This is a genomic window from Pseudomonas sp. P108 (assembly GCF_032613195.1).
In the GTDB taxonomy this organism is placed as follows: domain Bacteria; phylum Pseudomonadota; class Gammaproteobacteria; order Pseudomonadales; family Pseudomonadaceae; genus Aquipseudomonas.
Genome location: NZ_CP126691.1, coordinates 3,449,746 through 3,474,567 on the forward strand (window position 1 = coordinate 3,449,746; position 24,822 = coordinate 3,474,567).

Annotated in this window: 22 protein-coding genes; 7 read left to right on the top strand and 15 right to left on the bottom strand. The window is 60.3% G+C overall.

Going from position 1 to position 24,822, the window contains the following annotated elements; genetic code table 11:
- Nucleotides 1–73: 73 nt before the first annotated feature.
- The gene (locus QOM10_RS15110; RefSeq protein ID WP_137217009.1) at nucleotides 74–466 is read left to right on the top strand and encodes a MerR family transcriptional regulator; all 393 of its coding nucleotides are present in this window, start codon (nucleotides 74–76) and stop codon (nucleotides 464–466) included.
- Between the two features lie 182 nt (nucleotides 467–648).
- Here the strand turns inward: QOM10_RS15110 and QOM10_RS15115 are convergent, their stop codons facing one another.
- Entirely contained in the window at nucleotides 649–1,119 is a 471-nt protein-coding gene (locus QOM10_RS15115; protein ID WP_316916385.1) for a MarR family winged helix-turn-helix transcriptional regulator, read from the bottom strand.
- A gap of 293 nt (nucleotides 1,120–1,412) precedes the next feature.
- Here QOM10_RS15115 and QOM10_RS15120 point away from each other — a divergent pair, with 293 nt between their 5' ends.
- Together QOM10_RS15120 and QOM10_RS15125 are read left to right on the top strand one after the other, a co-directional pair.
- Nucleotides 1,413–2,366 (top strand): PDR/VanB family oxidoreductase, encoded by a 954-nt coding sequence (locus QOM10_RS15120; RefSeq protein ID WP_316916386.1) that lies wholly within the window; start codon nucleotides 1,413–1,415, stop codon nucleotides 2,364–2,366.
- Between the two features lie 36 nt (nucleotides 2,367–2,402).
- On the top strand, nucleotides 2,403–3,476 hold the full coding sequence (locus QOM10_RS15125) for an aromatic ring-hydroxylating dioxygenase subunit alpha (protein ID WP_316916387.1): 1,074 nt from the start codon (nucleotides 2,403–2,405) through the stop codon (nucleotides 3,474–3,476).
- A gap of 59 nt (nucleotides 3,477–3,535) precedes the next feature.
- Here the strand turns inward: QOM10_RS15125 and QOM10_RS15130 are convergent, their stop codons facing one another.
- The 13 genes from QOM10_RS15130 to QOM10_RS15190 form a co-directional block, all read right to left on the bottom strand.
- A complete protein-coding gene (locus tag QOM10_RS15130; RefSeq protein WP_316916388.1) occupies nucleotides 3,536–5,167 on the bottom strand; it encodes an arylsulfatase in 1,632 nt (543 codons plus the stop codon).
- Between the two features lie 45 nt (nucleotides 5,168–5,212).
- Entirely contained in the window at nucleotides 5,213–6,007 is a 795-nt protein-coding gene (locus tag QOM10_RS15135; RefSeq protein WP_316916389.1) for a cyclase family protein, read from the bottom strand.
- Entirely contained in the window at nucleotides 5,985–6,986 is a 1,002-nt protein-coding gene (locus QOM10_RS15140; protein ID WP_316916390.1) for an NAD-dependent epimerase/dehydratase family protein, read from the bottom strand. Before QOM10_RS15140 ends, QOM10_RS15135 begins: the two co-directional genes overlap by 23 nt.
- A gap of 9 nt (nucleotides 6,987–6,995) precedes the next feature.
- Nucleotides 6,996–7,979, bottom strand: coding sequence for a fumarylacetoacetate hydrolase family protein (locus QOM10_RS15145; protein ID WP_127927685.1), 984 nt, complete (start codon nucleotides 7,977–7,979; stop codon nucleotides 6,996–6,998).
- Nucleotides 7,976–8,557 carry a cupin domain-containing protein gene (locus tag QOM10_RS15150; RefSeq protein WP_316916391.1) on the bottom strand — a complete coding sequence of 194 codons (582 nt, stop codon included), beginning with the start codon at nucleotides 8,555–8,557 and terminating at the stop codon, nucleotides 7,976–7,978. Before QOM10_RS15150 ends, QOM10_RS15145 begins: the two co-directional genes overlap by 4 nt.
- A 13-nt stretch (nucleotides 8,558–8,570) precedes the next feature.
- A complete protein-coding gene (locus QOM10_RS15155; RefSeq protein WP_316916392.1) occupies nucleotides 8,571–9,818 on the bottom strand; it encodes an MFS transporter in 1,248 nt (415 codons plus the stop codon).
- Nucleotides 9,808–12,282: an efflux RND transporter permease subunit gene (locus QOM10_RS15160; protein WP_316916393.1), complete on the bottom strand. Its 2,475-nt coding sequence runs from the start codon at nucleotides 12,280–12,282 to the stop codon at nucleotides 9,808–9,810. Before QOM10_RS15160 ends, QOM10_RS15155 begins: the two co-directional genes overlap by 11 nt.
- Nucleotides 12,283–12,286: 4 nt before the next feature.
- Nucleotides 12,287–13,390, bottom strand: a complete 1,104-nt coding sequence (locus QOM10_RS15165; protein WP_160040119.1) for a WD40/YVTN/BNR-like repeat-containing protein — start codon at nucleotides 13,388–13,390, stop codon at nucleotides 12,287–12,289.
- Between the two features lie 60 nt (nucleotides 13,391–13,450).
- Nucleotides 13,451–14,839, bottom strand: a complete 1,389-nt coding sequence (locus QOM10_RS15170; RefSeq protein WP_316916394.1) for a DUF1329 domain-containing protein — start codon at nucleotides 14,837–14,839, stop codon at nucleotides 13,451–13,453.
- A gap of 12 nt (nucleotides 14,840–14,851) precedes the next feature.
- Nucleotides 14,852–16,549 (bottom strand): DUF1302 domain-containing protein, encoded by a 1,698-nt coding sequence (locus tag QOM10_RS15175; RefSeq protein WP_316916395.1) that lies wholly within the window; start codon nucleotides 16,547–16,549, stop codon nucleotides 14,852–14,854.
- 57 nt (nucleotides 16,550–16,606) lie between these two features.
- Nucleotides 16,607–17,743, bottom strand: coding sequence for an FAD-dependent oxidoreductase (locus tag QOM10_RS15180; RefSeq protein WP_316916396.1), 1,137 nt, complete (start codon nucleotides 17,741–17,743; stop codon nucleotides 16,607–16,609).
- A 134-nt stretch (nucleotides 17,744–17,877) separates the two neighbouring features.
- A complete protein-coding gene (locus tag QOM10_RS15185; protein WP_316916397.1) occupies nucleotides 17,878–18,240 on the bottom strand; it encodes a Rieske (2Fe-2S) protein in 363 nt (120 codons plus the stop codon).
- A gap of 14 nt (nucleotides 18,241–18,254) precedes the next feature.
- Entirely contained in the window at nucleotides 18,255–19,196 is a 942-nt protein-coding gene (locus tag QOM10_RS15190; RefSeq protein WP_316916398.1) for a VOC family protein, read from the bottom strand.
- Between the two features lie 257 nt (nucleotides 19,197–19,453).
- On the opposite strand from QOM10_RS15190, the gene QOM10_RS15195 reads away from it, so the two are divergent.
- The 4 genes from QOM10_RS15195 to QOM10_RS15210 all read left to right on the top strand — a co-directional run bounded on the left by QOM10_RS15195 (nucleotide 19,454) and on the right by QOM10_RS15210 (nucleotide 23,629).
- Nucleotides 19,454–20,416 (top strand): LysR family transcriptional regulator, encoded by a 963-nt coding sequence (locus QOM10_RS15195; protein WP_007910238.1) that lies wholly within the window; start codon nucleotides 19,454–19,456, stop codon nucleotides 20,414–20,416.
- 59 nt (nucleotides 20,417–20,475) lie between these two features.
- Complete coding sequence (locus QOM10_RS15200) at nucleotides 20,476–21,633, top strand: alpha/beta hydrolase family protein (protein ID WP_316916399.1); 1,158 nt, start codon at nucleotides 20,476–20,478, stop codon at nucleotides 21,631–21,633.
- Nucleotides 21,634–21,821: 188 nt separating this feature from the next.
- Complete coding sequence (locus tag QOM10_RS15205) at nucleotides 21,822–23,171, top strand: amidohydrolase family protein (protein WP_316916400.1); 1,350 nt, start codon at nucleotides 21,822–21,824, stop codon at nucleotides 23,169–23,171.
- A gap of 11 nt (nucleotides 23,172–23,182) precedes the next feature.
- The gene (locus QOM10_RS15210) at nucleotides 23,183–23,629 is read left to right on the top strand and encodes a GlcG/HbpS family heme-binding protein (RefSeq protein WP_316916401.1); all 447 of its coding nucleotides are present in this window, start codon (nucleotides 23,183–23,185) and stop codon (nucleotides 23,627–23,629) included.
- On the opposite strand, the gene QOM10_RS15215 is transcribed toward QOM10_RS15210, so the two are convergent.
- On the bottom strand, nucleotides 23,614–24,549 hold the full coding sequence (locus QOM10_RS15215) for a LysR family transcriptional regulator (protein WP_316916402.1): 936 nt from the start codon (nucleotides 24,547–24,549) through the stop codon (nucleotides 23,614–23,616). The genes QOM10_RS15210 and QOM10_RS15215 overlap by 16 nt on opposite strands.
- Nucleotides 24,550–24,822 lie beyond the last annotated feature (273 nt).

Here is a 24,822-nt window from a genome sequence, read left to right on the forward strand (position 1 = left end):
TCCCTGTTCCTTGTTGAAGGTGAGAAATCAAGCGTAAAGTATCGACCCCACTCTACAGTCAAGCGGTGTTTCCATGAAAATCGGCGAACTCGAAGCGCGCAGCGGCGCCAGCCGTCATACGTTGCGCTACTACGAGCAAATAGGCCTGATCTCCCCCCTACGGCAAACCAACAACTATCGCGTTTACAACGAGCAAACTCTGCAGGATCTGGACTTTATCCAGCGCGCGCAAAGCATGGGATTTTCTCTGGGGGAAATAGGCGAGATTCTGGATGCTCAGCGGAACAAGCTGATCGATTGTGCTGAAGGCGCGAAGCTGATTGAAAAGAAGATGGCCGACATCAAACAGAAAATCGCCAACCTCCAAAGCGTTTATCGGTATCTGGATGAAGAGCGCGCCACTCTGGAAGCCAGTGCCGCCAGGCAACTTGAGCTTCAGCAACAGAGCAACGCTTCCAATCATTAAACCAGCCCGTTTTCCAGGCGCATCATGGTGATCATTCCTGGCCGGTTTCTTTCAGTCACGATGGGCGGAATTCAGGCGTTCGGCTAGACGTGTACACCCCTGCACAGCAGATATCAGCAGTCCGGCAACTCGCACCGCGCAGCAGCTTTCAACGCCAATTCCACGCTGCGGTCTGCCGCGACTCACTCCTCACTCGGGTCGTAACTGTTCACATTGGGTACTTGCAGATGCAGGCGCCCAAGCAAGTCAATCAACGTATCAACCTCAGCCGGCGTCAATCCGCTGAGCAGACGCGCTTCTCGCTCAAGTGCGACTTTGAGCACGCGGTCATGCAGTTCTTTACCGCTGGCCGTCAATCGCACGGTGTAACGCCGCGCATCCTTGGGATCCAGCTGACTGGTGATCCGCCCCGCTGCTTCCAGTGTCTGCAATGAACGACTGACAGCGCTCTTGTCGAGACCGATCGCCTGGCAGATTCGATTGGCGGTGATGTCGGATTCAACCGCCAGCATCGACAGCATCCGCCATTCAACCACGCCGATTCCGAAGTGTTTGCGGTAGCACTGGGAAGCCCCGGTTGCGAGTTTGTTCGCCAGGAAAGTCACCAGACCAGGTACATAACGCGACAGGTTCAGTTGTGTATCGGTAGCCATCGAGAAAACACCGTAGATCGAAGATCTTGCAATTTGGTTGACACCGCAACTAAATTATCTGAGGATTCACTCAGCCTGGCATTGCGGACGATGCGCCGCATGATACGCCGTAGCACAACCTCAAAAAAATAATTAACAGGTCTTGCTTATGAACGCTCCTCACCCGTGCCCTTTCTTGGCGCCCATGATTCCCCAACCTTTCTACGTCTTCTTGCCCGGCTGATTCGTCACCCGCTCGCCCCCTTTTTTGCCGTTCGTTTTTCAGCAGCCACTTCAATGTGGAGGGAGAAGTCATGCTTCAAGTCAACGTCACCCGCAAGGTCGTCGAGGCCGAGGGCATCTGCAGTTTCGAGCTGTGCGCAGCGGACGATCAGCCGTTGCCACCGTTCAATGCCGGTGCCCATATCGACATCCACATTGCCGGCGGCCTCACCCGGCAATACTCGCTGTGCAATGACTCAAAAGAACGTCATCGCTACGTAATCAGTGTGCTGAAGGATCCCGCCTCACGCGGCGGTTCCACTGCGATGCACGACACCATCAGCCAAGGCCAGACACTCAGCATCAGCGAACCACGCAACCTCTTTCCACTCGCGGACTCAGCCAACCGTCACCTGCTGTTTGGCGGTGGTATTGGCATTACGCCGATGCTGGCAATGGCGCATGAGCTTCATCATCAAGGCGCGGATTTCGAGCTGCATTACAGCTTCCGATCCAACGAACGCGCCGCGTTTATCCAGTACCTGCGACAAGCGCCGTTCGCCAGCCACGTGCACTTGCATGACGACAGCGGATCGCCCGAACAGAAACTCGATGCAACCGCCCTCCTCGCCGCGCCAGATACCACGACTCACCTTTACGTGTGCGGCCCCGCCGGTTTCATGAATTTTATCCTCGACACCGCGCAGGCCGCTGGCTGGTCGGAAGATCGCGTGCACAGAGAGTTCTTCGCCGCCGCACCTGTCGATGCAAGCGCTGATTCGCCTTTCGAAGTTCAGTTGGCGAGCACAGGACAGATTTTTTACATCCCCGCCGATCGCACCGTTTTCGAAGTGCTCGATGAGGCTGGGATTGCCATCGAATCATCGTGCGAGCAAGGGGTCTGCGGCACTTGTGTCACGGGCCTGCTCGAAGGCATTGGCGATCACCGTGACCAGTTCATGACCGCCGCCGAACACGCTGCCAACGACCGTTTCACGCCGTGCTGCTCACGTGCCAAATCGCCCCGCCTGGTATTGGATCTTTGACCTGAACCGAGCATCGACCGCTCGCCGGAGAACATCATGACTACCGCTGCCCAACCCCTCGCCCATGAAATTGCCCCGGCCACTGCGCCGAGCTTCCCCCTCGATCAATGGTACGTCGCAGCCTTGAGCCGCGAGCTGAAAGACCAGCCCCTTGGCCGTACGTTGCTGAACAAACCGGTGGTGCTTTTTCGCACGGCAGATAACCAGGTTGCCGCGCTGGAAGACCGCTGCTGCCATCGCGCACTGCCCCTGTCCGGCGGCACGGTGGAGGAACGCGGTTTGCGCTGCGGCTATCACGGTCTGCTATTTAATGAAGGCGGCAAATGCATCGAAATTCCGGGCCAGGACAAGATCCCGAGCAAAGCCAAAGTGCCTGCCTACCCGGTCCGGGAGCAGGATCAGATCATCTGGATCTGGTTTGGCAGCGCCGAGCATCCAGAGCCGACATTCGCGCCACCGGTCTATGACGTGCACAGCAGCGGCAAATACCTGTTCGACGGTGATGTCTATCACTACGACGCACCCTATCAACTCATCCACGACAACCTCATGGACCTCAGCCACTTGGGCTACGTCCATTTGCACACCATTGGCGGCAACGCCAGCATTCACATGAACGCGCAGATGAGCGTGGACGGGGATGACTCGATGGTTCGCGTGGTTCGCCACATGCCCGATTCCGTTCCGCCGCCGACCTACACCGCGGCCTACCCGTTCAAAGGCAACATCGACCGCTGGCAGGAGATCGAATTTCACTTCAATCACCTGCGCATCTGGACCGGCGCGATAGACGCGGGCACAGACGACCTGAACAACCCGGATCGAGGCGGTTTTCATATGCGAGGTTTTCACGGTGTGACGCCGGAAACAGACACCACAAGCCACTATTTCTGGACCATGGCCACCAACCCTGAACATGATCCCGAGGCCGTCACAGCCAAAGTTCTGCATCAGACGCGTTTGACGTTCGACGAAGACAAAGTGGTGATCGAAGCGCAGTACCAGAACATGTGCCGGTTCGGTACACGTCCGATGATTGATATTCATGTCGACGTCGGAGCCAATCGTGCCCGCAGAATCATCGAGCGACTGCGCAATCCGACGGGTTGATGGCCGCAAAACAGTGGCGGCGAGAAACGCCGTCCACTGTGTTCAAAGCCTCTGCCGTGCTAGCGCGGCGGAAACGCTACGCCGACCCGCTCGGCATGCTTGAGCCACGCGGCCTTGAGCCGTTCGACCGTCTGCGGCTGAGCAGCCGCGAGGTCATGGGTTTCACCACGATCCTGAGCGACATCGAACAACTGCCATTGCGGCGGCTGCGCATGGTCGCCGAACCCCGCTTGCGGGCGCATGCCCAACAATTTGAGGTTGCCCTCGCGATAATAAGCATTGCCGAACAACTCTCCGGCAAGATTCTCAGCGTCGTGAGGGCTGCCCTTGCCTTCGAGCATTGGCAGGATGGATCGGCCGGTGATCGGGTGTTTATCCGCTTCCTTCGGTAAGGAAATGCCCGCCAACTCAAGGAATGTCGGCGCCAGATCATCCACCCGCGCTACGCCTCTTTCTACGCCCTGACGACGCAGTGTCTTGGGCAGTTGAATGATCGCCGGTACACTGATTCCGCCTTCGGCCGTGGTGCCCTTGAACAAATGAAAAGGCGCGGCACTGACTTCCGCCCAGCGCAAACCATAGTCGATCTGCGAGCCCGGCTGGCCCAGATTGGCCAAGCTGTTATCGGTGTTCGCGCCGGGTGGATAGAACTGCGCGTGGTTTTCCGCCGCCGCGCCGTTGTCGGACATGAACACGATCACCGTGTTGTCGTACTGGCCGCTTTGGCGCAGGTAGTCGATAACCCGGCCAATGTTGTGATCGAGGTTGTCGACCATTGCCGCGTAGATCTCCATTTTCCGCGCTTCGACTTTCTGCTGCTCAGCCGTAAGTTGCTGCCAACCGGGCAGCCGTGGGTTAACGGGCAACGGTTGCGCCGGCTGAAAGTCCTTGTCCAGCAAGCCGAGTTTTTTCAGCCGCTCAATGCGCGACGAACGCACGGTGTCGTAGCCTTGATCGAAGCGGCCGCGGTATTTGTCCAGGTATTCCTTGGGCGCTTGCAACGGCCAGTGCGGTGACGTGTAGGCGGCATAGGCAAAAAACGGTTTGCCTTGGCGTTGGCTGTTTTGCAGGTAGCCAATCAGCTTGTCGGTGTAAAAGTCGGTGGAGTAGAACGTGTCGGGCACCTCTACCGGCTGACCGTTTTCACGGTAACGCACTTGCTCCAACGGCGTCGGTGCAACGCTGGCGAGTTTGAAGTGCGTCGCCCCGCCTTCCAGCAAGGTGAACGACTGCTGGAAACCGCGCCGGTCAGGGCCTTGATCGGTTTCCAGACCCAAGTGCCATTTGCCGACCATCAGCGTGTTGTAGCCGCCCGCTTTGAGCAACTCGGCAACCGAGTAGGCGCGCCCGTTCAGGTACCCCTCATACCCCGGTTTACCCTGTTGAAACGGTTGCAAGGCTTCGGCCATGGTGCCCAGTCCGACCAAGTGATTGTCCGTACCGGACAGCAACATCGATCGAGTGATGGAACAGGTCGGCGCCGCGTACATGCTGGTGAATTGCACGCCCTGTTGCGCCAGTTCATCCAGCCTGGGGGTGTGAATCTCGCCGCCATAGCTGCCCAGATCCGAGTACCCGAGATCGTCCGCCACAATCAGCAGAATATTCGGTTGGCTGGCCGCCATGGCCACGCCGCCGCCCATTGTCAGGGCGCAAAAAAGTGCCGTCAGCGGTAATCGCAATAGAGCCATCGGTTTTCTCTTATTGTCGTTAAAGGAATGCCTCAAACAGCCCGATCACTCTTCGAAAATAGCCACCGCACGCACAAAACCTGCAGACGCATGGCGGATCTTGTAAGGAAAACACGACACCGTGAAGCCGCTCGCTGGCAGGGATTCGAGGTTGGCCAGTTTTTCCATTTGCCCGTAGCCGATATCGCGCCCGGCCTTGTGCCCTTCCCAGATGATCGAGGCATCGCCGCTGGCGGCAAAACGTTCACGGGTGTATTTGAACGGCGCGTCCCAGCTCCAGGCGTCAGTGCCGACCACGCGCACGCCGCGTTCCAGCAGATACATCGTCGCTTCGCGTCCCATGCCAATGCCGGCATCGAGGTAACCTGGCTGGCCAAACAACGCCCCGGCGCGTGTGTTGACCAGCACGATATCCAGCGGTTGCAGCACGTGCTCGATACGCGCCAGTTCCGCTTCGACCTCTTCTGCCGTGACCACGTGACCGTCGGGCAAATGGCGAAAATCCAGTTTGACCCCCGGCTGCAAGCACCAGTCCAGCGGCAGCTCATCAATGCCAAACGCCGGCTCGCCGCCATCGGTGGTCGAGGCGTAATGCCAAGGCGCGTCCATGTGGGTGCCGCTGTGGGTGGTGATCTGCAAGCGCTCGGCGGCCCACGACTCATTGCCGGGCATCTGCTCAAGCTGCAACCCCGGGAACATCGCCGCCATCTCCGGCCAGCCTTGCTGGTGATCCATGTAATCGATTTTCGGCAACAGCGGTGGCGGGTCTGTGTACGGGTTGTTATCGAGGGTCACCGAAAGGTCGACCAGACGACGTTTACGCTGGATGGGCTGTGACATGAGGCGTATCTCCGTTCAACGGCAGAGGCCGATAAGGGGCTGGATTGAGGGCGTTGCGAATAAGCGTGGCGACGCTGCCGTCATGGCTGAAGCCAGCAGCGCGGGCCTGCGGGGTTTTCAAGGGCGGCATGCGCCCGAACAAGGTTTCGAGGTCACGGTCCGCGGCGAAACTGATCAGCCCACGGCGTTGCTCGCCGTAAGTTGCCGCCAGTGCATCGATGACCTGGGCGATGGACAAATGCAGCACCGGCAGTTGCCAGACCCGCTGTTGCGCGGCGGCGTCATCCAGTTCGGCGGCGTGGATCAGGTTGTTTACGCAACAGCGCGCCGACATCCACCACGCTGTTGCTTGCGGTGATACCGGGCAGCAATACTCAGCGCCCTCGGCGAAGGCACGCATCAAGTCGCTCATGAAGGCCGAGCGCAAGCCGTTGGGTTCGCGTGGGCGCGCGACAATCCCCGGCAGGCGCACCGCGCGGCCATCGACTTCACCGCGTCGCCCCAGATCGATCAGCGCACGCTCGACCATCATCTTGTGTGTGCCGTACGACAGTTGCGGGTGCAGTTCAGCCTGCTCGTTCATCTTCGCCGGCAGATCAGCGCCATACACCGCAACGCTGCTGGCATACACCAGCACCGGAGGTCGCGCCTTGTTGCGCAGTTGATCAAGCAGTTCGAGGCTGGCCAGCAGGTTGACCTGATAACCCAATTCGTAATGCGCCTCCGCTGCTCCGCCGGGAATGCTGACCAGGTGAAACACCACATCAATGCCATCGGCCAGGACACGACGCATCAACGCTGCATCCGTCACGCTGCCGCTGTGCCGGCGCAGACGCGGATCGTCCGGCAGGCCTTGGACATCGGTGTCCAGCACCAGCAGCGAACGAATGACTTGCCCGCGCAGACTGCCGCGCGCGAGCAGACAACGCAGCAGTTCGCGGCCGACAAAGCCATTGGCTCCGGTAATCAGTACACGCATGGGCGTTCCTTAGCCGTGGGCCTTGACGACGCGTTGATCGATCGCACCGAACAGTGACCGGCCATCGCTGCCGGTGACGTCCATGCGCACGCGATCACCAAAACGCATGAAGCCTGTCACCGGCGCGCCCTGCTCAATCATCTCAATGGCCCGACGTTCGGCGATGCACGCCGAGCCGACGTTGCGCTCGGCGTTCGACACCGTGCCGGAACCGATCAGGGTGCCGGCGCGCAAGCGCCGGGTTAAGGCCGCGTGGGCGATCAGTTGGCCAAAATGAAAGTTCATCTGCGCGCCGTGCGGCTGGCCAAACCACTCGCCGTTCCACTGCACTTGCAGGGGCAAATTGACGCGGCCGTCTCGCCAGGCTTCGCCGAGTTCATCCGGGGTAATCGCCAGTGGGGCAAAACTGGAGGACGGTTTGGCTTGCAGAAAACCGAACCCGGTGCGCATTTCCCGCGGTGCCAGCGCACGCAGGCTGACATCGTTGATCTGCAGGATCAGTTTGATGTGCTGCAACGCGTTTTCCGCCGAACAGCCCATCGGCACATCATCGACCAGCACGACAAATTCGCCTTCGAAATCGATGCCTTGGCTTTCGCTCGGCAGTTCGATGTCATCGTGTGCGCCGATGAAGTCATCACCGGCGCCCTGGTACATCAACGGCGTGCGGTCAGCGCCTTCGATCGGGTCGAGGTTGAACGCTTTCTGCATCAGTGCGCCGTGACTGAGAAACGCCGAGCCATCGCACCATTGGTAAGCACGCGGCAACGGTGCCATCGCCTGCGCGGGGTCGAAGGCAAAGGCCTCGCGGCAATCGTGGTTTTCAAGCTCACGCGCCAGGGCCTGCAAACGCGGCTCGGCATCAGCCCAGTTTTCGATGGCTTGCTGCAAGGTCGGCGCCACCGAACGAGCATCCAGCGCCCGGGCCATGTCGCGCGAAACCACCACTAATTGGCCGTCACGGGTACCGTTTTTCAGGGTTGCGAGCTTCATGCTTTTTCTCCCGTGCAGTCTTGCAGTTCAGCGGCGAAACGCCCGTCCAGCAGGATAAACACCATGCGCGCCATGGCCTCGGTACGGTTGCTCCACGCGTGATTGGTGCCGCGCTGAACCACCACGTCGCCGCGTTTGAGGTGGATCTCTTCATCGTCGAGCACCAGCCAGACTTCGCCTTCGGTGACGATGCCGTAATCGAGGGTTTCGGTGCGGTGCATCAGTTTGTGCCGCGAGTTCGCCTGACCGGTACCGGCATGCGCCTGACCAATTTCGGCAAATGCGGCCGCAGCAGCGGCATCACTGACCTGGTTCTGCACGCTGTCCGGCGGAATATCGACGACGCGAATCACACTGCCCAGCGGGCCGGGGCTCAGCTGTAAAGGTTTGCTGGTTGGATCATCGGCATTGTCGAGCAGTGCCGGACTGCCGCTGCTGTTCCATATCTCATGAAACACCGTGCCAGGCACCGCTTGCAGTGCGAAGACGTTGGCCGTTGCTCCAAGACTGGCGACGACCGCACGGCCCTGGGCATCATGCCCGGTGACCACGCGTTTGAAAGGGGGAAGCACTTGCATGGAAGATCCTCGTTCAATGGCCGTTGCCGATGGAGTCGTGACCGCCGACATGGCTGCGGATCAACAGACCACCGAGCCTCGGCACGGACAGACAAAACAGCGCCACGACCAGTTGCAGCCAACCGATCATGGTCAACGCTTGCGGCAACGCCGTGGAAACCCCGGAGGTGATGGCGAGCACCACCAGCGGACTGATGAACTCGCCAGCGAAAATCGCGGCGGTGAAACACCCCGCCGCTCGCCCACGCTGAGCAAAACCGACCTGCGCCATGATCCAGGTGATCAACGTCGGCAACATCAGGCCGATGCCCAGACCGTTGATCAAGACCGCGACCACCACTTGCGCGTGGCTGCCGGCAGCGGCCATCAACAGGCCGCCGATGCCGGCCAGGCCATAGGCAATCAGCAACAGATGCTGGCTGCGCAGACCGCTCAACAAACGGAAACTCAAGGCGCCGACGAGCACACCGAGTTGATTGGCGCCCATGGTCATGCCGATCTGCTGCGGCGCATCCACGTGCAACAAGTTGAGCAAGTAGCCGGCCTGCACCGGCACGATGAACAGGCTCAGCCCCGCGAGCAGCGACAACGCATACAGGGGTGTCAGTGCGCGCCACGGAAACAGGCGCTGGACTGGCACCGGCAGCGTTGCTGCCGGTTGCACGCGGGGTTGCGGTTCCCAGAGTTTCCACGCCATCAGCGGCAGGAAAATCAGCCCGACCGCGTACAGCGCAAACGGCGTGCGCCAGTCTTCCTGACCGAGAAAACCACCCAGCGCGATAAACACCGCAGCGGACAGCGACGTCGCGACCATTTGCAGTGCAAACAGGCGTTCACGGCGTGCGCCGCTGTAGTAGTCGCCCATCAGCGTCGTGCAGCAGGTCATGATCCCCGCCTCTGCCAGACCGATCCCGGCGCGGCTGGCGACAATGGCCGGCAGCGAATCCAGCCACAGCGGCAACACACCGCAGAGCGTGTACAGGGCCATGCTCGCCAACAACAGCGGTTTGCGCCCGAGCCGGTCGGCGATGACCCCGGCAAACGGCGCCAGTACTGCAATCATCAATGCCGGTAAGGTCAGCACGATCGGCACCAGCACGGTGCTGCCCGCGACCTCGGCAAAATGGGCCTGCATGCGCGGCAATACCGGTGCGAGCAATACCGCGCCGAGCACGGGCAGACAGCTGCCGAGCAGCAACAGCAACGACTGCGTCAAACCGGCGCGACGGCCGCTGTTTTCAATTGAAGACTCAACGGCCATGACAGGTCTCCCGATGACGCGCTTGATGAATATCTACCGCCACGGCTCGCGAAGGCTGGCTCAGATTGATCGCCTCCGCCGGCGTTTCTGCGTCGGTGTTCGTCCGCCGTGCAGGCAACAGGAAGTACGCCAGCGCTGGCAACAGCAGCAGCGCGCCGACCATGTTCCAGACGAACATGAACGCCAGCAGCACGCCCATGTCAGCCTGGAATTTGATCGGCGAGAAGATCCACGTGGCCACGCCAATGGCGAGCGTGATGCCGGTGAGCATCACCACTTTGCCCGTGGACACCAGTGCGCGGTAATAGGCTTCTGAAAGGCTTGCGCCCTGGCGCAGATGGCCGAGCAAGATGCTCATCACGTACAACGCGTAGTCGACGCCAATGCCGACACCCAACGCGATGACCGGCAACGTCGCGACCTTCACGCCGATGTTCAGCCAGACCATCAATGCTTCGCAGAGGATCGAGGTGACCATCAGCGGAATTACCGCGCACAGCGTGGCGCGCCACGAGCGGAAGGTGATCAGGCACAGGACGATCACCGCGCCGTAGACCCAGAACAGCATCTCGCGGTTGGCCTGCTTGACCACGATATTGGTCGCCGCTTCGATGCCGGCATTGCCCGCTGCCAGCAGGAACTGCACGTCCTGGTCGTTATTGGCGGCGGCGAATTGCTCGACGTGCTCGACCAGCCGCGTCAGCGTTTCAGCCTTGTGGTCGGTGAGGTAGGCGTACAGCGTGAGCAGGCTGCAATCTTCGTTGTACAAGCCGCGTGGCGCACTGGCGGTGATCATGTTGAGCATCGCCTGATTGTTCTGCAACTCGTACCACTTGGCGCTGCCTTCGCTGAGGCCAACCAGCATGCGCCGGTTGAGCAAGGCCAGCGAGTTGGTCGAATCCACCCCCGGCAGCGCACGCAGTTGCCAGTCCAGCGCATCGACCTTGGCAAGGATGTCGTAACGCGCACATTGTCCGGCCGGGGTCTTGACCATCACCGCGAACAAATCACTGCTGGCGCCGTAATGCCGGGTCAGAAACGCATCGTCCTGGTTGTAGCGTGAGTCGGCCCGCAGCTCCGGTGCACCGGCATCCAGATCACCGATCTTCAATTGCAGGCTGACCACAAAGCCCAATGCCGCCAACGCCAGGCTGATGGCAATGCACAGGCTGGCCCAGCGACGGCGGGTAAACAGATCGAGAAAACGCCAGAAGCCATGACGCCGCGCGCCGGCCTGATCGTTCTGCTCGCTCTTCAGGCTCAATTGCGCCGCACGTGGCGTTACGCCGACGTAGGACAGCAACACCGGCAGCAGAATCAGGTTGGTGAAAATCAGCACCGCCACACCGATACTGGCGATCACGGCCAGATCCTGAATCACCTGGATCTTGATCAGCATCAGCACGGCGAAACCCACTGCATCGCAGAGCAATGCCGTGAGCCCGGCCAGAAACAGCCGTCGAAAGGTGAAGCGCGCCGCCACCACCCGGTGCATGCCGCGACCGATGTCCTGCATGATGCCGTTCATCTTCTGCGCACCGTGGCTCATGCCGATGGCGAACACCAAAAACGGGACCAGCACCGAATACGGATCCAGCTGATAGTCGAGCAACGGCAACAGACCCAGCTGCCAGACCACCGCCACCAGCGAACAGAACACCACCAGCACCGTGCTACGCAGGCAGCGTGTGTACCAGAACAGCACGGCGGTGGTGATCAGGATTGCGACGGCGAAGAACAACAGGATCTGCTTGAGCCCGGCAATCAGGTCGCCGACCTTTTTCGCGAAACCGGTGATGTGAATGTCGATCCTGTCGTTCTGGTACTCGCTGCGCAACGCCTCCAGTTGCTCCGACAGCACCGAGTAATTCAGCGCCTGGCCGTCGGCAGTCGTCGCCAGTAAAGGCACGTAAATGATGCTCGAGGTTTGATCGAACGCGACCAGTTGGCCGAGCTCGTTGGAGCGCTGCACGTTGCGGCGCAAGGCCTCGAGACTGGCCGGGGTGCCCGCGTAATCGTCCGGAATCACCGGACCGCCATCCAGTCCGTCTTCCGTCACTGCGACCCAACGCGTTGCCGGGGTCCACAGCGACTTCATGTAGGCACGGTCGACGCCGGGCAGCAGGTAAAGCTTGTCGCTCAAGGCCTGCAAGGTTTTCAGATACTCAGCGTCGTAGATATCGCCCTGGCGATTGGCGACAACGATGCGCAAGGAGTTGCCCAGACCGCTGAGCTGCTTTTGATGTTGCAGATAATTGGCGATGTAGGGTTGTTGCGTGGGAATCATCTTTTCGAAACTGGCGTTCAGCTCGACACGCGTGGCCTGATAGCCCAAGAAAAGCGTGGTCACCAGGCACACCAGCAACACCCACAACCGGTGATTGAACAAAGTGCGTTCCACGACCGAGCCGGAGCGCGGGTCGAAACTCGCCAGGCTGGCCGTGGCGTTGTCGAATGGTTTCATAACCTCACTCCGAAGCTGTAGCAGTGGGCGACGCCAGGCGCGTCACCCCGGTGAAACCGGCCAGCACCAGGCTGCCATCGGCGGCCTGCACGACACTGGAAATCGGTTTGCCCAGCGGTTTGCCGAAAGGCTGCAGGGTGGGTGCGTCGCCCGTGGTGCGAAACATTGCGCCCGCCTGATTGACCAACAACAGCTGGCCGTCAGCGCTGCGAATCGCTTCACTGAAGGACACGGGCATCGGTACGGGCGCGGGCACGAAGCTGTTGCCGTCGTCGGTGGAAATGAACGCGTTGCCTTTCAGGCCTGCCGCCAGCAGCGTGCCGTCATCGCGTACTTGCAGGGCGAAAAAGCTGCCGCTGTACGGGCTGTCGAGCGCGACGAAGGATCGTCCGCCGTCCTCGGAACGCGCCACATAGCCTTGCTCGCCGGCGATGAACCAACGCTCGTCGTGTTGCGCGACGGCATACAGGTGCGCGCCCATCGGATTGTCGATATGGCCCATCAGCGACTGCCAGCTCACGCCGCCGTCCTCGGTGGTAAACGCGAGGCCGTAGGCGCCGACGATCAGGCCGTGACGCGCATCGGTGAACTTGAGGCTCAGAAACGGTTTGTCCGCGCCTTCGCTGACCATCCGTTCGGCAGTTTGCACACGTGCCGCCGCTGCGTCGGGGTCAGTCGCTGTCGGCAATTGCTCGCGTGCGCCCTGCAATTCCAGTTGCGCAGCGCGATCGCCGTCCAGTTGCAACGCCCAGTTTTCACCGCCGTCGTGGGAGACCAGCACCGCACCGGCATGGCCGACCGCCCAGCCCGTGTTCGCATCGACAAACTGCACCGCCGTAAGGCTGACGGAGACCGGCACCTGCGCCTGCCGCCAATTGATACCGTTGTCATCGGAGAGCAAGACGATGCCGCGTTCGCCGACCGCCACCAACCGCGCACCTGCCCGCGCCAGATCAAGCAAGACGGCTTGCCGGGCCTGCGGCGCGCGCATTGCCGGGGTGTGCAATACATCACCGACAACAGCAGCCTGAGCCTGGCTTACGGGTAATACGCAAGGCAGCGCCAGCAGCGCTAACAACCGCCCGAGCACCTGACAGATTCTGTTCATACCGACCTCGAAACCACCTGTGAAACCGGATCGCCACAGCGTGTCGCGATCCGGCCCGATTCAACGAACCCCGGCACCCGCCATCGCCGCCGGCGAGAATTCAGACGCCTTGTAGCGATCGACCACGCCGTATTGCTCAGGCAGACCGGTGTAGACGTTCTGGATAAACCAGGCGCCGGAGGTCAGGTCGTAGAAACCCGAAGATAGCTGCGCTTGCGCTGGCAGATCCGGCAGCACGGCCGGTAGCGACCACAAGGTTTTGGCGAGTTGGCCGTTGGCGTCCCAGCGATCGCCGAGCATCGCTTGCCAAGTGTCTTCGTCGAGGTAGTAGCGGCCCTTCGGCAACTGGTGACGCTTGCCCGGCGCGAGTTCGGCGTCTACCACCCACACGCGATGCAATTCCCAGCGCACGTAATCAGGATTCATGTGATGGGCCAGAAACAGGTCTTCCGGTTTGCCGGCGGTCAGGACTTTGTTGGTGTTGTAAGGGATATACATTTCCTGCTTGCCGACCAGTTTCCAGTCGAAGCGATCGATGCGCCCCTGGAACACGCTCAACTCATCGAACGACATCACCCCGGCGGTGGCCGGCGTCGGTGTGTCGCAGCAGGCATTCGGCAATTTGCGCACGCGGCGCTGGCCGGTCAGATAGACGTGAGCCTGGGACTTGTCGCCGTTGATATTGGTGCGCCCCATGATTTGCTCACCGGCACGCAATGGCGGGCCGACATTAAGCAGGCGGAACAGCCAGTAATCACCGGCGAAACTTTCCGGCGTGCCGTCCTGGTAGTAATACGGCATGTCCTGGATCGCCTGGCCGTCGGTGGTCATCACCTGTTTGCCGTCTGCAGTCATCAGGTAATGGCGAAAGTGCATGGCCAGTGACGTGCCGCGCCAGTTGAGGATGTGGTTCCACATGGCTTCGGCGCCGTTATGCGGAATCGGGAATGGAATCCCACCAAACGCACCTTCGGGCACAGGTCCGGCGCTGCTGTCGACCAGCTTGGCGCGGGTCGCGTTTTTTAGGGTGTTGTCGTACACCCATTGCGGCGCAGCGGCCGAGCGACGGGTCGGATAGACATCGATGCGATAGGTCTCGGGAAAACGCTTGAACATCTCCTTGGTGCCATCGCTGAGCTTGGCGGCGTATTGCGCCAGGTTCTTCGAGGTGATGCTGAACAGCGGCTTGTCGGCCGCAAACGGATCGCTACGTTTGCCGCCCGGTTTGTACGCCGGGTCAACCTTGGTGTAACCGCCCTGCCAGGCCGGAATGCTGCCGTCGGCATTGCCAGCGCGCTCGGCACCCATTGGCGTGAGACTGCTCGACAGCTTGGCGGCTTCTTCTGCGGTGGCCGCAGTTGCAACCTGGCTCAGGACGGTCAGCGTTCCGAGCAAGGCAAAGCACAGGGCCGTAAGGCGCGGGACACGATTGTGGTGGTGAGAAGTCATGCGCAAGTCCTCTTAAAACGTGGTCTTGACGGAGAAGGCGAGGTAATCCCGATCCTTCAGCGATTGCTTGTAATTGAACTGGCTGAGGCCGTTGAGGTTGGTGTCCTCGGCGCCGTAGTAATGCGTGTAGGTCAGGCCGGCCGTGACGCGATCGAGGTAAGTGGCGGTGATGCCGATGTTGATGTCGCCACCGTTGTCCGGGCCGAACGAACTGACCACCGCTGATTTGCCCAGCGGGAAATAACTGACGCCAACCGGAATGCTGATATCGATGCCGGAGAAGAACTGTCGGTACGTCGGCGTGTAGACGACTTTGAAACCGAGGCCATCATCGGTGGCGTTCGGGTCCAGCGCGGCGCGATTTTTGGTGACGCTAAGCAGGCGGTTCCACGCCACTTCACCAACCAGTCCGGACTCGCGGGCGATGAAGTTGGGGCCAAACGATGCCAACACGTTCAAGTTGACGTGAGCGGTGCGCCCGACCGCGTAGAGCGCGTCATCATCGTTGTCGGCAATGACGCCGGGCAGCACGGTCTGACCGTTCGAGACCAGCGGCATGTTCCAGCGCATCGACGCTTCACCGGCGAAGCTGTATTCGTCCACGGTGGTGGAAAAACTCGCGCCCAGCGCGCGAATATCTTCGGGGTAAACCCAGTAGTACTCGCCGATCTGGCCGGTGCTGAAGTTCGGCGCCGCCGTCGACGGTTTCAGATACAGCTTCGGCGTCTTGTCGTGGTACTGAATGGCGTAGAGGCCGTACTCGACGGTCTCAGCGCTGTATTTCAGTTGCAGACCGCCCTGCCCCGAACTGCGCGCTTCCTTGTCATTACCGTGGAAAAACGCGGCGGGACTGGCCGGGTTGCCGCCGAGGAATGCCGGAAACGGTGCCCCGACGATCAAACGCTCATTGCCTTCGCCAATGGTGTCGCTGGTGGAGAAATAGCTGCCGGCGGCGGGCAGTCGGGTTTCTTCCCACTCGAGTTGGTAGTAAGCGCCGAGCGATACGTCGTCAGTCAGTTGGAAGGTGCCAGACAGTTGATTGACCGGACGGGTGATTTCCTTGAACTGCGTATTAGGCACCGACTGCGCCTTGACCACGTCAACCGGGGCCATGCCACCGGCAATGCCGTTGGCGCCGAAGAACAGGCTCTCGCCCCAGATCAGGCCATGACGGCCGGCGCGCACCGACGTTGCGCGGTCGGCCAGTTCACCGTTCCAGTAGACGAACGCGTCGAGAATTTCGCCGTCACCACCGTGCAAATGACGGGTGTCATCGGTGAACTCGTCGTAGCCCACGGAACGTGCGTTGGCGCGGGACGGATCGTTATTGTCGTTGTTGCCCTGGTACTCGCTGTCGTACCACGCTGCACCGCTCAAACGTGCGCCGAAGTCCTTAAATGACAGATCCAGCTCCGAGAGGATGTCGGTGCGATTGGAGATCAGGCCCTTTTTAAAGGCACGATCACCATCGTCCTGATTGAGCGCTACCTGACCCTCGGTCAATTTGCTGCTCGGATTCTGCGTGCGCCAGGCAGCGCTGTACTTGATCGTGTTGTCCCAGCGCAACTTGAAATCCGGGTTGCCGGTATCAATGTCGAAAGCGAAGGCGGTCTGGCTGCACAGCACCAGCAGCGCAGCAACGCTCAAACCAAAGGGTGCAGACGAGCAGACCGGGCGACGCGCGAGCGCCGCAGTCGTAGAACTAACCATCGCGTTAACCTCTTGTTTTTATAGTGGTAACTGCTGTGGATGCGTCGCAGGTGGGGCTTAGATTGGCTCGGCAGTGCGCGCGAGCATTTGCTTGACCAGGCCAATGCGATCGAAGGCGCGGTCGTGTTGCATTTCCTTGTCGCCGGCCAGCACCGAGCTTTCGCTGATGTATTTGCAACGCTCGAAACGCCGCGCCATGAAACGCTGCAGCTGCTGTTCGACGCTGGTGGCGGCGGACTGCTCGCGAGTGAGTTCTTCGCTGAGCACAATCGCGTCTTCGATGGCCATGCCGGCGCCTTGACCGAGGTGCGGCGTGGTGGCGTGGGCCGCATCGCCAATCAGCAGGACGCGGCCGCGATGCCACGGTTCATCGACAAACACCACTTCCATCGGCTTGTAGACGACCTGACTGTTGTCAGTGATTTGCTCGCGCAGTTCGCCGATCAGACCGGTAAAACCTTGCAGGCGCTGGCGCATCTGCGCAGCCAGATCGGCAGGATCCATCCACGGATTGGACGGCTCGTGGGACGTCAGAAACAGGTACATCAAGTCGCCGGCCAGCGGCACCAGCCCGGCGTTGCCGTCAGCGCTTTGATAGTTGGCCAGATGATCGATCTGTGCCGCGCGGGGAAAGTTGTAGCGCCACACCGACTGACCAGTGAAACGCGGGGTGTAGGCATCGCCGAAGACCAGGCTGCGCACTTTCGAAAACAGTCCGTCGGCACCGACCACCAGGTCGTAGTGGCCGCGATTGCCGTCGGTAAACAACACGTCGACCTCTGTGCCGTTGTCGTCCAGCGCTTCCACACTCAGGCCCAAACGCACGTTGGCACCGAGTTGCAGCGCGGTTTCGCTGAGGACTTTGTGCAAAGCCAAACGGGAAATCCCGACGTTGGCGGGGTACTGCGGACCGGCCAGTCGCTGACCCGGAATGCGCGCCAGTTGTTGCCCGCCCGGGCCGTAGATGGCGACGTCTTCGAAGGCATAAGCGGCATCGAGATAACCGTCGAGAACGCCCAGCTTGGCCATTTCACGGACGACGTTGCTCTGTTGAATAATCCCGACGCCATAGACTGTCCATTCGGACTTGAGCTCGATCAGGTCGACCTCGATACCTTTACGCCGCAAGGCGATGGCCGCACACAAGCCGCCGATACCACCGCCCACGATCAGAACGTTGTTCACTGCACTCATGGTGTTCTCTCTTTTTATTCTTGTGATCGATGCTGCGTCGGGCACGGCATCGTTGGATGAAGCTTCCCGGCAAAGCAGGGATTTGACTAATCGCGAGTAAGGATGCGATGTATCGCCGTACGCGATACCTCGATTTATCCCGGCTGCGGCAACTCTTCAGGCATTCGCACCAGCAGCCAGCCATCCTTCTCGCAGAACGGCAGCGCCTCCAGCGTCTGGCCCAGGCACGGGCCGTAGATGCACTCGCCGGTCGCCGGCAGAAATTGCGCGCCATGGGCGTAGCAGACGATCAGTTGGCCATCGGCGGACAGGAAGCGGTCCTTGCGATACTCCAGGCGCACGTCCAGATGCGGACAACGGTTGCGATAGACCCGCACCTGATTGTCGTGACGCAGGGCAAACACGCTGTCGCGTCCCTGCGCCAACGGATCGAATCCGCGCGCCCGGCCCTCCTCCAGTTCGTCCAGCCGACACAATGGCTGCGCAATAGCGCTCATGATCAGCGCCGGCCTCAACCGAGTTTTGGCGGTGGTCCGCCCGGGGCCCATTTTTCTTTGGCGCTGAACAGGAACAGCTGCGAGTTATCCGCCGACAACGGCGCGCGACGGGCCTCCCAGGCGTCATCGTGTTTGTCCATGTCGGCGTCGTATTCGATGTGGCAGCCCAGCGGACTGTTGAAGTACCAGAACCAGTTGGAGCCAAACAGGTGACGGCCCGGCCCCCAGAAACTGGTCCAGCCCTTTTGCTCGAATCGCGTCCCGGCCAGCAGCACTTCGGTGCCACTGCCCATGTGGAAGGTGAAGTGTTCGCAGCCTTTCATGTGCGGCGGGGTCTGGATCATGAACAGGCAATGGTGATCGTCAGAGCCGGCCGGGCGCATGAACGGCCCGGCGCCAATGAAAGTGTCGGTGGTGCGAAAACCCAAACGCTCGGCGTAAAAAGCTTCAGCTTTCGCTGCATCGGGTACGAAATACACCACGTGGGACAAAGTGCGCGGAGCAGCGCCCATATCGAGGGTAATGCCCGGCTGGTTAAGCGGCCGCTGTGGCGCATGGCCGGCGGCGTTGGTCAGGTCATCCGGTGCGCTGTAAGGCTTGCGTACAGTGACCTGAAAAGCGATGGCGAAACCCATGTCGTCAACGCTGTGCAGCACGCCGTGTTGATCGCGACGGACACTACGATCACGGGCCAGCTCATCTTCGATGGCATCCAGATCGCTGATCGCAGCGACCCCGTAGACCGTCTCGCGAATCGACGGCGCCGGGCCGATCGCCGCTGGCAAATCAGGATCGTCGGCTCGACGGATAATCACGGCAGTGCCGTCCAGTGCTTCGAAACGCCCGCCGTTGCTGCCAACGCCGACCGGCGCAAGGCCGTAGTCGCGCAGGCAATCAGTGCAGGCTTGAATGTCATCGACGCCAAAAATCAGGGCATCAAGGCCAATGATGTTCATGGCTTACCACTCCATTGAAATTATGATCCGGTGACTGTCGCCATGGACGCCTTGCAGCGCGCCAGGCCTGACTGGAAACCGGTGGTGGTGTCGGCAGCAGGGCCGACTGCGGCGAAGATTGGCGCAAGGGCTGACAGCTGACTAATCGCGAGTCGGGATGCGACCTATCGGCAAACGCGATACCTGCGACGAAGGTTGACGTGTCGATGGATTCGTTCGAATGTATTGCGAAAATAAATACAAAAACGGACCTGCCCATGCGTTTCAACCATCTGGATCTGAACCTGCTGGTCGCGCTCGATGTGTTGCTCGAAGAGCAGAACATCACCCGCGCTGCCGAACGCCTGCACATGACCCAATCCGCCACCAGCGGTGTGCTCGCGCGTTTGCGCACCTACTTTGAGGATGAGTTGCTGGTGCAGGTGGGACGCAAGATGCAGCCCACGCCCTATGCCACGGAACTGGCCAAACCGGTGCGTGAAGTCCTGCTGACGATCCAGTCATCAATCACCGCCAAACCGGTGTTCGACCCGGCCACCAGCAAGCGTCATTTTCGCTTGGTGACCTCGGACTATCTGATCAGCGTGCTGTTCGCCCAAGTGATCCAGAACATTCATCAGCAAGCGCCCAACATCACTTTCGAAATGCTTGGGCCCAGCGACAATTCCGGCGAGTTGCTGGTGCGTGGCGAGGTCGATCTGATGATTGTTCCCGAGCGCTACATCATCGAAGGCCACCCTTCACGCCTGCTGTTCGAGGAAGAACACGTGTGCGTGGTGTGGCAAGGCAATACGCAAGTCGGCGACACCCTGACCCTTGAGCAGTACATGGAGATGGGCCATGTCTCGGTGGGCTTCGGCCGTACCCGGCACATGAGCATCGAAGAATGGTTCATGAATCAATACGGCTTCAATCGGCGCATTGAAGTGATCACCAGCGACTTCAATACCCTGCCGCAACTGATTGTCGGCACGCAGCGCATCGCCACGATGCACCAACGTCTGGCGAACCTCTACGCGCACTATCTGCCGCTGCGCATCCTGCCGCCGCCGGTGAAGATTCCGGTCATGCGCGAGTACATGTTGTGGCACCGCAGCGTTGACGGTGACCCGATGCACCGCTGGCTGCGCGAACGCATCAGCGAATCCATCCAGCATCTGCAACACGTGCCCATCGTATCTCGCGATACCTCGTATCCGCCGTCACGATTGGCCAATTAGTCGGGTGATCCTTAACGTGCCTTGGGAATGCCAAGGCAACCATAAGGACAACAATAATCATGTTTCGCTATTTCCCGACCAACTACGTTTGGAATCTCTCTGTCGACCTGGCCATCGAAATGGGCGCCCGCATGGGCGAAATCGAAGAGATGTGCGCCCCGCTGCAAGAGGCAGCCAAGCAGCCGGACGCGGCCGGCACCCGCGCCTTTCGCGAGACCTGGGCGAAAATGGCTGACAAGCTTTGCGGTCTGGCTGAGGAAGACGAAGGCAATGGCCGGATGCTCTCGGCTGGCGAAAAATACAACCGCGCCGCCACTTATTATTTGACCTGCGAGCGTCTGCAAGCTCATGGTGCGCCAGGCCGTACCGAGCTGTATCAGCGTTTTCTGCAGACCTTCAAGCGCGGCATCGAATTGTCGCGGGAAAACTGTGAACGGGTGGAAATCCCTTACGAGGGCAAACATCTTTCCGGCTTGCTCGTGCGTGCCGAAGGCGTCGAGGGGCCGGCGCCGATTCTGGTGCAGGTCAATGGTCTGGACTCGACCAAAGAAATGAAATACCGCGTGGGCTTGCCCGCCTGGCTGGCGAAACGCGGCATCTCTTCGCTGATCATCGACCAGCCCGGCACCGGCGAAGCGCTGCGCCTGCATGGCCTGACCGCACGATTCGACAGTGAACACTGGGCCAGTCCTGTGGTGGATTGGCTGGAAACCCGAAGCGACATCGATGCCAAACGTATCGGGCTCGAAGGTGTCTCCCTTGGAGGGTATTACTGCCCGCGCGCGGTTGCATTCGAACCACGCTTCGCCTGCGGCGTAGTCTGGGGCGCCAACCATGACTGGCGTGATGTGCAAAAGCGTCGACTGGAAAAGGAAGGCAGCTTCCCGGTGCCGCACTACTGGGCGCATGTCTGCTGGGTGTGGGGCGCGAAGGACGTCGAAGAGTTCATGACCATCGCCGAAGACGTCCACCTCGATGGCGTGCTCGACCGGATCAAGGTGCCCTTCCTCGTCACCCACGGTGAGCAGGATTCGCAGATTCCGTTGAAGTGGGCGCATCGCACCTACGAACAACTGGTCAACAGTCCAAAATGTGAATTGAAAATCTTCACCGAACGTGAAGGTGGTGTGCAGCATTCGAGCTTCGACAACAGCATCAATGCCGGGCAATACATTGCCGACTGGGTTGCCGAAACCCTCGGCGGTCGCACCGCTTGATCCACTGAAAAACACGCCATAAAAAACGCCGGACAATCTTTCGATTGTCCGGCGTTTTGCATTAACGGATTCAAGCGCTGGCGCAGCTATTGATGCCGTCAATGCGCAGCCATCGATGCAATCTGCTGGTCGTCCCCTCGCCTGCTCTCTAGCCTCTCTTTGCATAACAATCACATAGCGAAGACGCCATGACTGCCCTGCACCTGAAATGCCAGACCCTGTTTGACGGCACCGGACTGCAAACCCGCCAACAACAGACATTGATCGTCGAAAACGGCCTGCTCAGTTACGTTGGGCCCACCGCGTTGGCACCCGCTCCCCAGCCAGGCGATACACAGGTGGATGCGGGGGATAATTTCGTGATACCGGGGCTGGTGGACGTGCACACGCATCTGGCCTTCGGCAACGCTCAAAGCGAAGAAGACATTGATCTATGGACCAGTGACGAATTTCGCGCATTGCGCGGGATGTTCTTCGCGCAACACGTACTGGCCGCCGGCGTCACCAGCATGGTCTGCCCCGGCGACAGCGGCCAGCTCAGCATCGCCGTGCGCAATGCCGTCACCGCTGGTTTATTTGAAGGGCCGAGGATCGCGGCCAGCAGCCGCGTCATCACCAACCGCCAGAGTCTCAATGACTGGTTCCCGAGTCGGGTCGGCGCCCCGGAATACTTCACCGCCCAACTGGTCACCAGCCGTAGCGACGCCCTCGCGGAGATCCGCAAGCAGGCCAAGGATGGCGTCGACCTGATCAAGATCGCCATGGACGGTACGCACCGCCGCCCCAACGGCGAAATCATTGCGGCCTTCACCGCTGACGAAACCTTCGAAATGGTTGAGGAAGCGCATCGTCTGGGCTGCAAGGTCGCCACCCATGCCTATGGACGCGAAGCCGTGATGTACGCGGCGCGCGCAGGCGTTGATCTGGTTTTCCATGCCTTTTACATGGACGACGCGTGCATCGAAGCGCTGCTTGAGGCCGGCAGCATCCTTGCCCCGACCATGACGTTCCCGCAAAACACCGTGGATTTCTGTCAGCCCCATGACCCTGCCATCAGCACTGGTTATGCCGGTTATTGTGCTCGCACATTGGAGGTCGGTTCGGCGGTACTCAAACGCGCCAAAGCGGCCGGCGTACCGTTCGCCTGCGGGAGTGACAGCGGTTTTGCGGTGACGCCTTACGGAGAGTGGCATGCTCGTGAGCTGGAGTTGCTGGTGACTCGGCTTGGATTCACACCGGCCGAAGCGTTATACGCCGCAACCGCTGTCGGTGCGCGCTGCATGCCGCGCGGTGAAACCCTCGGCACGCTGCAAGTGGGCAAACAGGCCGACTTCCTCGTGCTTGATGGCTCACCACTGGATGACATCCGCATCCTCCAGGATCGTTCGCGCCTGAAGGCCGTTTACAAGGCCGGACAACCGGTGCGCATGGATCGCAGCCCCTACAACCCCAAGCAAGTGTCCGATTTCAACTCGCTGAAATGGACCGATCTTTACACCCGCGACCGCGTGGCCCAACTGGGCAAGTGGGCCGTATGAGGACAGATGCCATGCAACGACTGGATCTGCTGACTGCGACGAACATGGCCAGCGATGCCATTCGCATTGCTCGGGAAACCGGGATCAAACCTCTGGGCGTCGCCGTACTGGATGCCGCCGCCCATCCCTTGGCGGTTTTGCGCGACGAAGACGCCACTTTCCTGCGCCCGCAAATCGCCACCGGCAAGGCACGCGGTTGCCTGGGCATGGGTTTTGGCGGACGCGAACTGGCGCGGCGCGCGCAGGCCATGCCGGCGTTTTTCGACGCGATCAAAAGTTTGACCGGCGGCGAGGTGATTCCCGTGGCGGGAGGTGTATTGATCCGTAATGCCGAGGGCGTGGTGCTCGGGGCCATCGGCATCAGTGGCGATACCTCGGACAACGACGAGCGCTGCGCATTGCTGGCCATCGCCAAGGCCGGATTGGTCGCCGACAGCGGCGATCAGACAGAGGGTTGATCGAGCAACGCGGCCTGTTCCAGCAGCAGGCCGCGAAACCATTGCATGGCCGGGTCATGTTCTTGATAGGGATGCCATTGCAAAACTTGAACGGCCTCGGGAAAAGCCAGCGGTGCCGGGTGAATGCGCAACGGATAACGCTGGGCGAAGCGTTGCGCCTGCCGTTGAAACACCGTGGCAATGCGTGCGGTACCGACAATGAATTGCGGCATCAGCACAAAGCTTTCAACGGTCACCGCCACTCGCCGCTCAATGCCGAGTTCATGCAGGTGCATGGCATCCATCGCCAGGTTGTGCCCATCGGAAAACTCGCGCACCACATGCGCCGCGGCGCAATAGTCGGCCATGCTCAGTTGCTCGCTAAACTCTGGCTGCTGGGCGCAGACGATACAACAGAGCTGGTCCGTCATGAGCGGCACATGGGGATAGGCCGGATTCAGCCGTCGTTGCGGCACGACCACACAATCGCTGCGCCGATAATCCAGCGCTTCGCTGACGACATCACCGTCGCGTGGCACCGGCATGTCGCGCAGGCTCAAGCGAATATTCGGAGCGATACGCGCCAATACACGGCTGACAGCCGGAAGCAGCACGTCGGCGACGTAATCGGAGGCTACGAGGGTGATGTGCCGTTCGCAGTTCGCCGGGTCAAAACTTAGTGGCGCGTCGACGACTTCCCGTGTCAGTGCCAACGCTGCACGTACCTTTGGCAGCAACTCCAGGCCCAGCGCCGTGGGTTCCAGGCGGCGCCCGACTTGCACCAGTAACGGGTCGTTGAAATGTTCACGCAAGCGGCCCAATGCCGAGCTGGCAGCTGACTGCCCCAGGCACAAACGCTCGGCCGCTCTGCTGACGCTGCATTCGCTCAGTAAGGCGTCCAGCGCAACCAAGAGATTAAGGTCGAGGCGTCGATATCGCATGTGGGTTCCGCTGAAGGTGATGGTGACGTTTTTGCTCCCGGTTTGCGGGCAGGATCAAAAACGAATCATGACCTTAGCGAGCTGTGTACCCATGCGCCAATCGCATGCGTCGTTGGGAGGTATCGCAAACGAAGATACCAAGCGCCAATGCGCGTAATTAGTTACTCATGGGAAGCCACTAATAGAAAGGTCAACGCGCACCATCGAGGATCCAGCAGGTAAGCAAAAGCCCTGCGATCACTTTTGATCAAGAGTAACTTACAGGTTGTTCGA